Source organism: Sphingobacterium sp. SG20118, from assembly GCF_044740685.1.
Lineage (GTDB): Bacteria > Bacteroidota > Bacteroidia > Sphingobacteriales > Sphingobacteriaceae > Sphingobacterium.
This window is the reverse complement of record NZ_CP172826.1, coordinates 1,762,790-1,776,479: the sequence shown is the minus strand read 5'-3', so window position 1 is coordinate 1,776,479 and position 13,690 is coordinate 1,762,790. Positions and strand designations below refer to the sequence as shown.

15 protein-coding genes and 1 pseudogene are annotated in these 13,690 nt (G+C 35.8%); 5 read left to right on the top strand and 11 right to left on the bottom strand.

From position 1 onward, the window contains the following. Positions 1 to 12: 12 nt before the first annotated feature. The 3 genes and pseudogenes from ACFX5U_RS08370 to ACFX5U_RS08360 form a co-directional block, all read right to left on the bottom strand. Positions 13 to 174: pseudogene (locus ACFX5U_RS08370) on the bottom strand (transposase); the annotation flags it as partial. Positions 175 to 247: 73 nt separating this feature from the next. Further along, complete coding sequence (locus ACFX5U_RS08365) at positions 248 to 1,186, bottom strand: Rpn family recombination-promoting nuclease/putative transposase (protein ID WP_400263068.1); 939 nt, start codon at positions 1,184 to 1,186, stop codon at positions 248 to 250. A gap of 267 nt (positions 1,187 to 1,453) precedes the next feature. Then, positions 1,454 to 1,903 carry a nuclear transport factor 2 family protein gene (locus ACFX5U_RS08360; protein ID WP_400263067.1) on the bottom strand — a complete coding sequence of 150 codons (450 nt, stop codon included), beginning with the start codon at positions 1,901 to 1,903 and terminating at the stop codon, positions 1,454 to 1,456. A 559-nt stretch (positions 1,904 to 2,462) separates the two neighbouring features. Here ACFX5U_RS08360 and ACFX5U_RS08355 point away from each other — a divergent pair. From ACFX5U_RS08355 to ACFX5U_RS08340, 4 genes are all read left to right on the top strand, one after another. Next, positions 2,463 to 2,807 (top strand): hypothetical protein, encoded by a 345-nt coding sequence (locus tag ACFX5U_RS08355; protein WP_400263066.1) that lies wholly within the window; start codon positions 2,463 to 2,465, stop codon positions 2,805 to 2,807. Positions 2,808 to 2,910: 103 nt separating this feature from the next. Beyond that, positions 2,911 to 3,465, top strand: a complete 555-nt coding sequence (locus ACFX5U_RS08350; protein ID WP_400263065.1) for a hypothetical protein — start codon at positions 2,911 to 2,913, stop codon at positions 3,463 to 3,465. An 11-nt stretch (positions 3,466 to 3,476) separates the two neighbouring features. Next, complete coding sequence (locus ACFX5U_RS08345; protein ID WP_400263064.1) at positions 3,477 to 3,980, top strand: PTS sugar transporter; 504 nt, start codon at positions 3,477 to 3,479, stop codon at positions 3,978 to 3,980. 256 nt (positions 3,981 to 4,236) lie between these two features. Continuing rightward, a complete protein-coding gene (locus tag ACFX5U_RS08340; RefSeq protein WP_400263063.1) occupies positions 4,237 to 5,166 on the top strand; it encodes a hypothetical protein in 930 nt (309 codons plus the stop codon). 233 nt (positions 5,167 to 5,399) lie between these two features. Here ACFX5U_RS08340 and ACFX5U_RS08335 read toward each other — a convergent pair whose 3' ends face one another. The 4 genes from ACFX5U_RS08335 to ACFX5U_RS08320 all read right to left on the bottom strand — a co-directional run bounded on the left by ACFX5U_RS08335 (position 5,400) and on the right by ACFX5U_RS08320 (position 8,669). Continuing rightward, the gene (locus tag ACFX5U_RS08335; RefSeq protein ID WP_400263062.1) at positions 5,400 to 5,639 is read right to left on the bottom strand and encodes a hypothetical protein; all 240 of its coding nucleotides are present in this window, start codon (positions 5,637 to 5,639) and stop codon (positions 5,400 to 5,402) included. Between the two features lie 31 nt (positions 5,640 to 5,670). Next, entirely contained in the window at positions 5,671 to 5,904 is a 234-nt protein-coding gene (locus ACFX5U_RS08330) for a hypothetical protein (protein ID WP_400263061.1), read from the bottom strand. A 335-nt stretch (positions 5,905 to 6,239) separates the two neighbouring features. Beyond that, positions 6,240 to 7,436, bottom strand: a complete 1,197-nt coding sequence (locus tag ACFX5U_RS08325; protein WP_400263060.1) for a winged helix-turn-helix domain-containing protein — start codon at positions 7,434 to 7,436, stop codon at positions 6,240 to 6,242. 147 nt (positions 7,437 to 7,583) lie between these two features. Continuing rightward, complete coding sequence (locus ACFX5U_RS08320) at positions 7,584 to 8,669, bottom strand: TlpA family protein disulfide reductase (RefSeq protein WP_400263059.1); 1,086 nt, start codon at positions 8,667 to 8,669, stop codon at positions 7,584 to 7,586. A gap of 510 nt (positions 8,670 to 9,179) precedes the next feature. On the opposite strand from ACFX5U_RS08320, the gene ACFX5U_RS08315 reads away from it, so the two are divergent. Continuing rightward, entirely contained in the window at positions 9,180 to 9,830 is a 651-nt protein-coding gene (locus tag ACFX5U_RS08315) for a DUF6624 domain-containing protein (protein ID WP_400263058.1), read from the top strand. 68 nt (positions 9,831 to 9,898) lie between these two features. Here the strand turns inward: ACFX5U_RS08315 and ACFX5U_RS08310 are convergent, their stop codons facing one another. The 4 genes from ACFX5U_RS08310 to ACFX5U_RS08295 form a co-directional block, all read right to left on the bottom strand. Continuing rightward, positions 9,899 to 10,042, bottom strand: coding sequence for an integrase core domain-containing protein (locus ACFX5U_RS08310; protein WP_400263057.1), 144 nt, complete (start codon positions 10,040 to 10,042; stop codon positions 9,899 to 9,901). Positions 10,043 to 10,186: 144 nt separating this feature from the next. Next, a complete protein-coding gene (locus ACFX5U_RS08305; RefSeq protein WP_400263056.1) occupies positions 10,187 to 11,161 on the bottom strand; it encodes an Rpn family recombination-promoting nuclease/putative transposase in 975 nt (324 codons plus the stop codon). A 270-nt stretch (positions 11,162 to 11,431) separates the two neighbouring features. After that, entirely contained in the window at positions 11,432 to 11,881 is a 450-nt protein-coding gene (locus tag ACFX5U_RS08300; protein WP_400263055.1) for a nuclear transport factor 2 family protein, read from the bottom strand. A gap of 1,199 nt (positions 11,882 to 13,080) precedes the next feature. Beyond that, the gene (locus ACFX5U_RS08295; protein WP_400263054.1) at positions 13,081 to 13,443 is read right to left on the bottom strand and encodes a type II toxin-antitoxin system HicB family antitoxin; all 363 of its coding nucleotides are present in this window, start codon (positions 13,441 to 13,443) and stop codon (positions 13,081 to 13,083) included. Positions 13,444 to 13,690: the final 247 nt, after the last annotated feature.

The following is a 13,690-nucleotide window of genomic DNA, read 5'->3' as shown; positions in this document are numbered from 1 at the left end:
TCGTGTCTACGGTTGACGCAACTTCCGTAGTTCGGAGATAGCCCGACCATCGCATTTTTTCTTCCAATTGTAGCATATGGTTTCATTAATACCCATTTTACGACGGATTTCCTCCACCCGAGCGCCAGTCTCGGATTGTAAATGAGTACATCGATATAATGAACTGGTAGGTATTCGTGGTAATGGTAAATAATAAAAGCCATTCTGCGAAGAATGGCTTTTGGTGTTTTATGTATTAAGGGTAGATTTATTTTAAATTTTCAATCTCTTCGATAGTAAGGCCAGTACCCGTTGCAATTATATCTAACGGAATTCCCATCTCTTTAAATTTCAAAGCCGTCGCAAGAGCTTTTTTGTGCTCACCTTCGGCAAGCCCTTCAGCTTTTCCAGCTGCAAGACCCTCAGCTTTTCCCTCGGCTTTTCCGGTTGCTAATGCAATACTTTTGGCTTCTTCAAATTGTTCCTGTTGGTACATCCGCACTGCCTCGGCATCCCATTTACGTTTTAAACTGATATCATACATAGTGCGCTCCTCCTTTGTCAATTTTGCGTAGCTCGCCAACTGAAAGAACCGTTGGAATACTGCCGAATTCATGATCCGTGGCAAGGTCTTTAACGTAGACATATTTTTCAGCATAAAGAATACTTTGTCCAATTCATTATCAACCTCTGCTTCGCTTTTAACAAAGTTAATCAATTCGAGGTAAATAAACCCCAAACCTTCGTAGAAAATTTCTCCTGAGTCTCTACTACACAGGCAGGTATCATGAAAATAGGTTGTACGATTGCCTCCTGGCATATGAAAGCCATCCATCAGTACAATGGTATAGACTTCGGGAATGGCATAGCCCCAAGCTTTACGGTTGCCTTTGGGTGCCGTGTCGGAAATAACCTTGCTGGCATAGTACAACATCCGTTGCTTGAGATTGGTCTGGCTGCTGGTCTGCATCTCGATGATGATCTCTTCGCCTGTGCTGATCTGGACTACTAGATCAAAGATAACCTTGCCGATGTCTTCTGCTGCACCGATACGCTCGGTATCCCGATACGTAAGATCGGTGATGGTCTTACGCCCACGGAAGATGATGTTAAGGAAATTGATCAGGTTGATCTTGTCTCCGAATAATCGTTTGAACCCCTCATCGGTCGTCGGATCAATAAATACGGGTTGTGAATCATTGTTCATAATAATACGGTTTGCTTAAATAATTGATTACTTAAAGCAAACATCAGGAAACTAAAAATATTAGCCGTATGTTAAACGTTTATAGTCGTTTGTAAACGTTTGTTGTCGGATAGCATGGCCATAAAGTTGGCAACATAACCACAGATGAACTGTAAAAAAACCCGATGGTAATGCTTCAGAAACATGTTTTGCAGTAGTTGGAAAAGATTGAAACAAAAAAAGCCACGTCTCTCGACGTGGCCTACACTAAACATATGATTAAGTTAATTACTTGTAGGTATTGATCGATTGTGTTACTTTCCAAGTCTCGCCGTCATTTACCAAGGTCACAAGATCGGTCTTGGTAAACCCTTCAAATTGTTGGGTTACTTTTGCTACCATATAGTCGCTTGATTCTTCTAAGATTGTGGTGTTCGTTTTACAGTTCAGCTGCTCTCCTCTTTGTTTTTTCAAGAATGAAATAACTGCTGAACGGCTATTGGTTTTATCGTCCGATCCTTGTACTTTTTGGTTGAAATCTGCTGCGAACAATTGCTCTACTCCTGCCGACTGCCCTGCTGTCATTACGGCTACGTAATGGTCGATGGCTAGATCTGCTGTAGATAGATTGACTGCTGCATTTTTTGGATTGCTTACTACTGGTTTGCCTGCTGCCATAGTGAAGGTAGATACTGCGACCAAGGCTACTGCTGCGAATGTTTTTGCTAAAGTGTTCATAATGTCTTTATTTTATAATGTTAGTTTTTTGTTTCTAGTTATTGACTCAAAAGTAGGGTGTAATTCACCCTAACCCTATGGCAATTAGATTAACACAACAAAAAACTCGGTGAATGGAAGGAATGAGAAGGTGAAGTTGTGGAGATGAGATAGCCTTTGCTAACGTCGGACCTCTCGAACCATTGCAGTACAAAATCTCGATAGCCCTGCTCCAAGAGATCTTGGAAATTACTACGGGTCAATTGCTCGAAGGGATTGTACAGCATAAGCGGTGTGGCGTTGGTTATACCAAGATAAAGAAACCATTTTTCTTAATTTCTAATGCAATAATTCTGTTTCTATTATTAGCTCAGGTGCAGAACTTCGCTTATCAAATAAAGCTTATATTTCCATATTTAATTTGGTATCTTGTAGAAAACAAACCAATTACCTATCCATGGTAAAATTATAACTTAAAAGTTGCAAAAACATATCAGGATAAACGATAAGAGAACCAATGAAAATCCTGATGTTTCTTTACGACCCAAATTAATTTCACTTTCGACAACCTGCAATTAGCATGAAAAGAAAAATATCAAAATTTGTCATCCCATTGGTTATTATCATAATTATTTCCAACACTCCACCAATAAGGTGGATGTGTGATTGGGTACTAGATCCTAGGCATTATCGATTTTCAAATAATTCAGGTAATTATTATCGTTTTAATCCAAATAGTGCTGAATTCGATGGTATCGAAATGGGCTTTGAAAGATATATCAAAGAAAGAAAAAATACACCAAGTGAGGATACAACGCTCTACCGTATGTTCTGGAGGAATCCATTAACATTTTGGAGATATCACAACTACCTAAATCCAATTTATAATCTACCTTATAAAAACAAGAATGAGATATCGAGATAATGAAAGAAGTTAATGTCATAAATGATTTGCCTACTAAAAATGATAGAGCTACTGTGTTAGCTGATTATGAAATGGGGTACAAAGGAATAAAATGTCCATAATTATGAAATATGCAGTAATGATGATGATGATGCTTTTATGTATTAAAGGTATCGCACAAGCCCTAGATGACTATGGTCCTTCGTCAGAATTTAAAAAAAGTTTAGGTTTAAACTTAAAATATCCACCTGACTTAATAAGGGATTCGATCCCTTCTTTTATTACTCTAAAAGTTCTATTTGATGGGAAAGATACATCATGTACCATCGATTTTTCGGATAATGCACATCCACAAGTAATTAAAGAATTTTTAAGAATTAAGGATAAATTGAATTTCAAATCTGTTTATAAAGATCTCAAAATTACGAATCATCAAATACCGGTTTTGATTCCGATACAGATTGAGATGGTCATACCGTCTACATTGTTTCTTAAGCCAAAAAGCGATGTGTTGACAGATAAAGAAACTAAAGGAGAACTAGATAGTAATGAACCTTCATTTTTTAAAACCTATCCAAAAAGCGAAGTCTTCAAAGACATGTATACTTTTAAGGAAAAACTAGCAATAGGCGAATTTTACATTTATAGACCTATCTCTTTACTTATTATGAATAATTAATTTTAGAAGTGATGAAGAGCTATATATTTATAATCAACGTACTTTTACTGATCAGCTCAGTAAGCGTATTGTCTGCACAAGAGAAACAGAATGAAGACCTGTTTTCTCAATTTGAACATTCATTTGTGACAAATTTCAAAGTACCTCCCCAATTACACGAAAGGTGCCTTCCAATAGTTACAATCATGTCCATTAAATTTGATGAATATGGAAATATAAGTGCCCTTAATTTTTCAGATAGTGCGTACCCACAGTTTGTCCAAGAGGTATTCAGAATTAAAGACAGTATCCAATTTAGATATTTATATGAGGAAATTAGCGCTTTGGGAAAACAAAATGAGAATATACTTATCCCAATACAGATTAACCCTGGAATAGTCGGTGTATGTGCTTCTCGAGTACTTCAATTTGATCTGTTAAATTTATATTTATTTAATAAAAAACCTCTAGAAGGAAAATACTTCCTTTATAAGAATATAACCTATTTCATATTAAAAACAAGAACAATTTTCTAAATAACAAGAAGGAAACGTAGTGTTATTCCATCTGGATAATTGGGAGTGTAACTAACCCCTAAAAAGGAGCATTCTACTTTTACAAGCACTTTACAGGATTTGGCTAATGCGATAAAATCCTTTAATCCTTCAATGAGCAACGCTGATGCCTTAGTATTAGCAAAAGCCGGTATAGTATCCAATATGCCACAAACAGAAATAGATTTAAACTTAAAACATAGAAAAGGTAATGCAGGTACAAAATGTAATTAAGAAAATGAAATATTGGTTTTTATTGCCACTCTTATTGATTACAGTCAATTTGCCGGCGCAGGTCAAATATTTTATAATACAGGACCAGACAGACGACTATTCCCTTAATCACTATAAGTTATCCACCGAACAATTATATGGTGTGAAAAAGAAAGTGGAACTGTTTTGCATGACCTTTCCAGGATTGGAAACCATAAAAAAAACTCAAAAGCAGTATGCTGATATTAATCTCGATATCGTCCTTCTTTCTGTCCTGCCTGATTTATCAGGTAATAGCGATTGGATAGAAATCGATATGGATAGTATTAAAAACAATATAATTACACATTGGGATCTGAAAAGGCTCTTCTCACTAAATACTTTTTCAGAATTTGATCAGAAGTATGGAGCAGAGACCAAATATTTTAATGAATACCAGGTTATAAAAAAAACAGACAATAAATATTACGCATCCAGACATTGTTTACTGCAGTTTTTTGCAGTGCGGAAAAGACCTTCTGTTTTTCAGAATGTTTTTGGAACCATAAATATTGAACAAGAACCGCTCTCAATCATTGAGATGGAACGCATCTTTAAAAAAAGATACTCTGATTTAATCTTTCCACCTTATTCAATGGCTGAATCACTATATTCTTCTTCTAATTCATTCGATTTTCTACGGGATAGAAGAGAATACTTATCAAAAGTGATAAAATTGCGGAATAAGGAACTTGCTTATCAGTTCTGGACATATACTGGTTGGCGTGGACAAGACTTTGAATATAAAATTGACCGGGGTATAGACCGTTTTGTATATCTACCGGGTAAAGGCATTATCGGAGGATCCTTTGACTTCTATTTCTATTATCACAGAAAGAAGCTACCTATTGAATACAAAGATTTTATGCAAAATATAAAGGAAGAAAAAGTTATGATTGCTGATATTTATAAATAAAACGTTGATTCAAGATAATGAATTATTGGTTGTATCGTAAATATAACTCAAACGTCCATTGCGACATAAACTCTTCTGGTGTATAAAATATCCTTGTACGGATATGATATATCCAACAATTGTTTTCCAGCGCTAAATTTATGAGCGCTCGTACATCAGAAGGTATTTCTCTTTTTTTATCTAACCATGCGGGTACCATATATTTTTCATGAAAAATAACTTCTTACTACGCTCTAATCTACCAATCTCTTCTTGAGCAGCGCCAACTCCCCTGCTATCATATCTGGCCATCGTGCGAAGCCCTGCTTAATGATATGCTCGCCATCCGCTAACGAAAACAATTGAGAGATGCTGAAGGCAGACTCACGGATGCCTGCAATCTGTCTAAAGGATAGTTGTGCTCTGCTCTTGCCTGGCTTTACTGCTGTAGGATGCTTGAGTATATATTCTTGCTGTATTTGCTTTAAATTCATCTTTAGTCGTTTTAAATTAATCGGTTATCAATTAGAAAACCCGTAGGAATTTCCCTTCTAACACTTCTTCGGGCACATCTAAGATCTGCTCGATAACTACGGTAGCAGAATCCTTGTTGAACTCACCCATAAATGCCCATAGGTCATTTACTTTTGTCGGAACAAAATGCTGGACTACATCGTCCACACTGTTATCGGACTTCAGGATATTGTATCCTTTACTTTTAAGGTCCTTTAAGATTTCGATAGTCAATGGTACATTCATCGCATTTATTATTTATCTTTTTCGCCTATTGCCAACAGGTAGTTCTTTTAGGTTGCTTTACTTAAACTCACCTGGAGCCTACTGCCCTGTTTTGATTAACAATATTGAACAGATCGGGCACGCCAGAATGTTGAGCAACCAGTTATCTTGGAGCGTGCCCTCCCTGATTCAATATCCAAAGATATACAATAAAACTAAATATATTAGCGTATTTATGCTATTATTTTTAGTTTTATTGATACTCAATATTTTAAAATTAGGGTGCTCCTATTTAGTGGACAAACTCAATTATAAAGCGTAAGATTATCAATGCTTTAAATTAAAAAAAAAGCAAGTCAATAAAACAAGGTTTTTTTTAATGTGTATTCAAATTCTAGGGGGCTTACTTTGGTAAGTATCATCGACTCGCAACCATTAAAAATAGCAAAATCTTTTATTGATTTAACAAACTGATCTAGCCATAACTCCACATCAATATTGGTGTTTTCAATATGTAAATGTATGATTTCAAGTTTTTTGATATTTCTATGGGCTTTACAATCAAGCCGACCAATAAATATATCTCCAAACAAAAGGGGTAAACAGAAATAACCGTATAGTCTCCTTTCTTTTGGCAAATAGCATTCTAGTCGAAAATCAAAATTGAAGAAATCTTTTATGCGTTCTCGATGAATAATTGAATTATCGAATGGTGATAAAATTTGGATATTAGCTTGTGGTTTTTTGAAGTTATTTTCTGACAGATCATTATAAGCGTACATTAAAGGAAATCCATCAACTTCAATTTGATGAATTATTTTTTCTCGAACTAATGACTGTAAAACATCTCGTACATTTTTTCTTAATATCTCTCCAGTTCTGAGATATGTTATTTGTTTAAAAGTTATAATACCATAGGCTCTAAGAAAAGTTTTCACCAAATATTCAGCAAATTCAATTGGGGTTGGTACAGTTAAATCAACAGATTTCGGTAATACTCTTTCTGTAAGATCATATATTTTTTGCATCCCATTTCGTTCACTTATCATCAGATCTCCTTGCATAAAGAGTCTTTCGAGAGCCACTTTTGTAGGTTTCCAGCTCCACCAACTTCCCTGTTTTTTAGTTTCGTTCTCAAAATCCCGAGCTCTTTTTGGTCCCTCAGCGCGGATTGTATCAAGCACATATTTCATTATTCTTGGATCAGCATTATAATAGTGCGTATCGGTACGTTTGATATTTAGCATTTGCGGTAAAACATAGCGAAAATCCTTCATTGGAATATATGATGCAGCGTGAAACCAGTATTCAAATACTTTTCGCTCTGCCATCAGTTCTTCTAAATAGTGAGTTTTATAATCTTTTACCCGTGTCCAGAGTGTATGATGGTGAGCCCGCTCAACGATTGATAATGTATCTATTTGTAAGTAACCAAGATGTTCTAATGTTCTGAGAACAGCATTTTTTCCAGCTCCGAATTGAGATGTTTGCGTTAATCCCTGGCTTGATAAGGTTAATCGTTGAAAGTCTTGAGATGTCCATACTCTTTTCATATTATTTTATGTTTTTCCAGAAAACTGTAAAGCTATACGCTGATAAGACCCTTAAATTATGTTTACAAACTGAATAGATCTCGTCCATGTGAATTGGATATTTTGAATAATCTGAGTAGATCAATAATTATACTTTTTTACGAAAAATTAACCTAGTTCTTTTATTAGATAAGCTTCTAGATCCGAAAGTGATATCTTTTTATCAATTATATTTCCTTTCTTATCGATAAGTATAGATGTTGGAAACATTCTAATATACATTTCAGAGGAAGTTATTGCCGCATTTTCGTCAAGAAATTGTTTCCAGGGAAGATCCTGATCCTGTATAACTTTCTTCCAATTATCAATCCTTTTAGTTTGATCTGTTGATATTCCTATAATTTCAAAACCCTTATCTTTATAACGATTATAAAGGTTCGTTAATTTAGGAAAAGATGCCAAACAAGGTTTGCAGTTGCTGAACCAGAAATCTATCAACACAATCTTATTTTTTGGAATAACTAGTTTTTGATTGGCCAATTTTTGATCTTTTAGCTCAATCGTGGGAAAAGGATCTCCTTGTTTAATCAAAGCATTATGAATATCACTATAAAGTAAATTCCATATTTTTGATGCTTTGACATCTGTCGAAAATTGATCCAGAATTGCTTCGCGTAGCGCAATGTGCCCGAACGTGAAAAACCTTTGTGCCGCATGCCATAATGCAACGTAAGAATCTGGATTGGCTTTTACATAATCCATATAGGCAGAATCTACTTTTTCTGACCTGTCCATTGAGATTCGATAATAAAAGTTCTCATCATCTTCTTCTTTAAAATATGATTTTAAAAATGGTTGAAATTTATTTCGATATTCATTCCCTGCTTTTCCGATAACATACCCCTCTTCACCTATTGGGTAGTCAAAGACCAGCTTTGAACTTGTACCATCAATGAAAAATGACCCCATCCTGGATGATAGTACATTTATATCTTCTGTAAGATAGGTATAGTACAATTGTGGATAGGTCCATGTATTATTATATACAAATAAGTTTTTTGAAATCTTAGCCGAGCTTTCAGTTGGTTCATAATATCGTGGTGGTATAAATATATCAGGCTTCAGATAAATACTGTCGGATTTGGTATTTCCATTAACAATCTCACCGTGCACTATTTTGTTTATTTGACAAAATACGGGTAAGCTTGATAGCATTAAAATAACGGTTGTAAGAGTACGGCTTAAAATTGTCATTATTGTATTTATAATTGTTGAATAAGAATCTAGATTTACATTGAACTCGAATATTATGAAATTTGGAACTCAATCCTGCTAACCTGCTAAATCAAGATACAAAATAACTTTCTTAAGGAAAAATATATTTATATTTCTTTAAGTTAACGGCCATTCATTATAATTTCTAGAACACATTCTTTGAGGTCAATTATACCCTCTTTTAGTAATGCTTGATGGAAACATTTTCAAAATCTATCAAATAACTATATTTAAACCCATTGGACGAAATATAACAGACGAATTCTAGGCATTACGGAAATTGTTATTTTTATGTTTACTCATTATTTTACAGTTTTCCCTTTTGATAGTTTTTTAAAGCACGGTCAGCTTTAAGATAGATTAAATACAAAAAAATCTACACCGATCCAATATAGATTTGATTTACCAAATCAATAATTTTATTTCTTTAAACATTTTAATTTTGATTAGATTAGCTATGAAAATTGTTATAAACATTATCTTTTTGTAATGAAAAAACTCATACTATTAATTGCTTTTCATTTTTCTATCACATCTGTAAGTAATGCACAGGTTGACTCAGTTCTTTCAAAAAAACTAGTCCATATGGCAAAATTAGATCAGGAAATCATGCAGTCACCACCGAAAAACATGAAGTTGACAGGCGAGGAACATATGGCACTCATCGATAGTATAGCCACGGAAAATTATGGCGAAGCTAAAATTATATTTGAGAAATATGGATTCCCAGGTTTTGATTTAGTGGGAGAAGAAGGAAGCAAAAGTTTTTGGCTAATTGCACAGCATTGCGATAAATGGCCAGAGTTTCAAAAACAAGTGTTAAAAAAAATGGAGGCGGAAGTAAAAAAGAAAAATGCCCACTCGACCTATTATGCATATCTTTTGGATAGAATAAAGATTCGTGCTGGCGACAAGCAAATTTATGGAACTCAACTTTCATATCGCCTAGATTCTTGTCAAGCTTATGTTGAAAATATTGAAGATCCGAACAATATCAATAAGAGAAGGAAAGCCGTCGGCCTAGAAAACATCGAAAACTACCTTAATACAGTGAGTAAAAATCACTTTAAAAGAAATGAAGAGAGTTTTAGAAAAAAAGGAATTAATGGTCCAATATTGTATCCCATAAAAGAAAATTAAAGAGAAGCAATGACCTCCTCCCAATTTCAGGAGTATTCTAAAGTAGAAGAATCGGCTATTTTGGTCTGTTATTCAATAAACATCTCAGGTGTCAAATCTCCTAAACAGCTATGGAGTCTGAAGGTATTATATTCGTCTCTCCAGTCTTCAATTCTCTGTTTGGCATCCTCCGTGACCCTGCCCCATCCTGGGTATATCCAAAAAGATTTCACGTAGTGCTAGTATGTCTTCGGCAGCCACCTGATTGTAGATGAGCGAATCGATATAATGAACTGGTAGGTATTCGTAGTAATGGTGAAAAATAAAAGCCATTCTGCTTAGAATGGCTTTTGATGTTTTATGTATTTAAGGTAGATTTATTTTAAATTTTCAACTTCTTCGATGGTAAGGCCTGTACCCGTTGCAATTATATCTAACGGAATTCCCATCTCTTTAAGTTTCAAAGCTGTAGCAAGAGCTTTTTTGCGCTCGCCTTCGGCAAGCCCTTCAGCTTTACCAACAGCAAGCCCTTCAGCTTTTCCAACAGCAAGACCCTCAGCTTTACCCTCAGCAAGACCCTCGGATTTTCCGGTTGCTAATGCAATACTTTTGGCTTCTTCAAATTGTTCCTGTTGGTACATCCGCACTGCCTCGGCATCCCACTTACGTTTTAAACTGATATCATACATAGTGCGCTCCTCCTTTGTCAATTTTGCGTAGCTCGCCAACTGAAAGAACCGTTGGAATACTGCCGAATTCATGATCCGTGGCAAGGTCTTTAACGTAGACATATTCTTCAGCATAAAGAATACTTTGTCCAATTCATTATCAACCTCTGCTTCGCTTTTAACAAAGTTAATCAATTCGAGGTAAATAAACCCCAAACCTTCGTAGAAAATTTCTCCTGAGTCTCTACTACACAGGCAGGTATCATGAAAATAGGTTGTACGATTGCCGCCTGGCATATGAAAGCCATCCATCAGTACTATGGTATAGACTTCGGGAATGGCATAGCCCCAGGCTTTACGGTTGCCTTTGGGGGCGGTGTCGGAAATAACCTTGCTGGCATAGTACAACATCCGTTGCTTGAGATTGGTCTGGCTGCTGGTCTGCATCTCGATGATGATCTCCTCGCCTGTGCTGATCTGGACTACGAGATCAAAGATAACCTTACCGATGTCTTCAGCTGCACCGATACGCTCGGTATCCCGATACGTAAGATCAACAATGGTCTTGCGACCGCGATAGATGATGTTAAGGAAATTGATCAGGTTGGTCTTGTCTCCGAATAACCGTTTGAATCCCTCATCGGTCGTCGGATCAATAAATACGGGTTGTGAATCATTGTTCATAATAATACGGTTTACTTAAATAATTAATTACATTAAAGCAAACATCATAAAACTAAAATTATTAGCCGGTTATTAAACGTTTATAGTCGTTTGTAAACGTTTGTTGTCGGATAGCACGACCATAAAGATGACCACATTGCAACAGCAAATGAATTGTAAAACTCCGATGGTAATGCTTCAGAAACATGTGCTTCGGTAGTTGGAAAAGATTGAAACAAAAAAAGCCACGTCTTTCGACGTGGCCTTCACTAAACATATGGTTAAAGTTGATTACTTGTAGGTATTGATCGATTGTGTTACTTTCCAAGTCTCGCCATCGTTTACCAAGGTCACAAGATCGGTCTTGGTAAATCCTTCAAATTGTTGGGTTACTTTGGCTACCATATAATCGCTTGACTCCTCTATGATTGTGGTGCTCGTTTTACAGTTCAGCTGCTCTCCTTTTTGTTTTTTCAAGAATGAAATAACTGCTGAACGGCTGTTGGTCTTATCGTCAAAACCCTGTACTTTTTGGTTGAAATCTGCTGCAAACAATTGCTCTACTCCTGCCGACTGCCCTGCTGTCATTACGGCAACGTAATGGTCGATGGCTAGGTCTGCGGTAGATAGATTGACTACTGCTTTTTTAGGATTGCTTACTACTGGTTTGCCTGCTGCCATAGTGAAGCTAGATACTGTGATCAAAGCTGCTGCTGCGAATGTTTTTGCTAAAGTGTTCATAATGTCTTTATTTTATAATGTTAGTTATGTTTCTAATTGTTGACTCAAAAGTAGGGTGTAATTCACCCTAACCCTATGGCAATTAGACTAACACAATAAAAAACTCGGTGAATGGAGGAAATGGATAGGTGAAGTTGTGGAGATGAGATAGCCTTTGCTAACGTCGGACCTCTCGAACCATTGCAGCACAAAATCTCGATAACCCTGCTCCAAGAAATCTTGGAAATTACTACGGGTCAATTGCTCGAAGGGATTGTACAGCATAAGCGGTGTGGCGCTGGTTATACTACGATAGGAAAAAGGAGACCATTTTTTTTAATTTCTAATACAATAATTCTGTTTCTATTATTAGCTCAGGTGCAGAACTTCGCTTATCAAATAAAGCTTATATTTCCGTATTTAATTTGGTATCTTGTAGAAAACAAACCAATTACCTATCCATGGTAAAATTGTAACTTAAAAGTTGCAACAACATATCAGGATAAACGATAAGAGAACCAATGAAAATCCTGATGTTTCTTTACGACCCAAATTAATTTCACTTTCGACAATCTGCAATTAGCATGAAAAGAAAAATATAATACTTTGTCTTCCCATTGGTTATTATCATAATTATTTCCAACATTCCACCAATAAGATGGATGTGTGATTAGGTACTAGATCCTAGGCATTATCGATTTTCAAATAATTCAGGTGATTTTTATCTAGTTAACCCGAATGGTTCTGAATTCGATGGGATTGAAGAACTCTTTAGCTCTTATCTCAAAGAAAGAAAAAATACACCAAGTGAGGATACAACCCTCTACCGTCTGTTCTGGAGGAAACCATTGACATTTTGGAGATATCACAACTATCTAAATCCAATTTATAATCTACCTTATAAAAACAAGAATGAGATATTGAAATAATGAAAGAAGTTAATGTCATAAATGATTTGCCTACTAAAAATGATAGAGCTACTGTGTTAGCTGATTATGAAATGGGGTACAAAGGAATAAAATGTCCATAATTATGAAATATGCAGTAATGATGATGATGATGCTTTTATGTATTAAAGGTATCGCACAAAATCTAAAAGAAAATAGGATTCGGACAAAATGATTTCATTGATTAACCTTGTTACATAATCGCTTGCAAATGATCCCGTCCCGTTGTCAAAATCTGTGATAGTTTATCCCGACCTCCTCCTTAGAAATATATTACACAAGCTCTACCGCTTGTAGTTCAGCTGCTAGACGGTGAAGACCATCCTCAATCTTCTTAAGCTGAGGTTGGCGAGGCTTCTTTAAGCCCGAGGAGTAATGTTGCAACTGACGTTGATTAATGCCTGTAATCTTCTCTAAAGCAGAATTGGTAAAGATGCCCTTATAGTAGGTAAGAAAACTCTCTGCATCGAAGTGATACACAGTTTCGTATTTACCTTTTAGAATGGTGGGTATATTCTCCGAAGTAAACTCTTCAGTTATTATTTTAATAGCATCTAAGATAGATTGTTTTGCCTCTTCGACAGTATCGCCACCGCCATAGATGCCTTCTGCATTCTCTGCGTATGCACTAAACATATCTTCACTACGTTCAATAACAATTTTTAAGGTTTTCATATTTTGCTCCTTTCTGTTTTCATTTGAGATTCAAAGCTTAATTAAGCCCCAGATCCTTCCTGATTTTCTTGCAAAAAACCTTCCCCAATTTCTTTACTTCCATGATAGGGAACTGGGTATGTTTCTACCCTCCTTCTCATAAATGTAGTGAGATCCACTCGTGCGGATATGGTTCCAGTCACTTTTTCGCAAAATCTTGTGGAATTCA

Bases quoted from the DNA above. Each gene is read 5' to 3' on its own strand.
- ACFX5U_RS08315 (WP_400263058.1), top strand. From the start codon at position 9,180: ATGAAAAAACTCATACTATTAATTGCTTTTCATTTTTCTATCACATCT.
- ACFX5U_RS08295 (WP_400263054.1), bottom strand. From the start codon at position 13,443: ATGTTTAGTGCATACGCAGAGAATGCAGAAGGCATCTATGGCGGTGGC.
- ACFX5U_RS08320 (WP_400263059.1), bottom strand. From the start codon at position 8,669: ATGACAATTTTAAGCCGTACTCTTACAACCGTTATTTTAATGCTATCA.
- ACFX5U_RS08345 (WP_400263064.1), top strand. From the start codon at position 3,477: ATGAAGAGCTATATATTTATAATCAACGTACTTTTACTGATCAGCTCA.
- ACFX5U_RS08355 (WP_400263066.1), top strand. From the start codon at position 2,463: ATGAAAAGAAAAATATCAAAATTTGTCATCCCATTGGTTATTATCATA.
- ACFX5U_RS08330 (WP_400263061.1), bottom strand. From the start codon at position 5,904: ATGAATGTACCATTGACTATCGAAATCTTAAAGGACCTTAAAAGTAAA.
- ACFX5U_RS08300 (WP_400263055.1), bottom strand. From the start codon at position 11,881: ATGAACACTTTAGCAAAAACATTCGCAGCAGCAGCTTTGATCACAGTA.
- ACFX5U_RS08340 (WP_400263063.1), top strand. From the start codon at position 4,237: ATGAAATATTGGTTTTTATTGCCACTCTTATTGATTACAGTCAATTTG.
- ACFX5U_RS08325 (WP_400263060.1), bottom strand. From the start codon at position 7,436: ATGAAAAGAGTATGGACATCTCAAGACTTTCAACGATTAACCTTATCA.
- ACFX5U_RS08335 (WP_400263062.1), bottom strand. From the start codon at position 5,639: ATGAATTTAAAGCAAATACAGCAAGAATATATACTCAAGCATCCTACA.
- ACFX5U_RS08365 (WP_400263068.1), bottom strand. From the start codon at position 1,186: ATGAACAATGATTCACAACCCGTATTTATTGATCCGACGACCGATGAG.
- ACFX5U_RS08305 (WP_400263056.1), bottom strand. From the start codon at position 11,161: ATGAACAATGATTCACAACCCGTATTTATTGATCCGACGACCGATGAG.
- ACFX5U_RS08360 (WP_400263067.1), bottom strand. From the start codon at position 1,903: ATGAACACTTTAGCAAAAACATTCGCAGCAGTAGCCTTGGTCGCAGTA.
- ACFX5U_RS08350 (WP_400263065.1), top strand. From the start codon at position 2,911: ATGAAATATGCAGTAATGATGATGATGATGCTTTTATGTATTAAAGGT.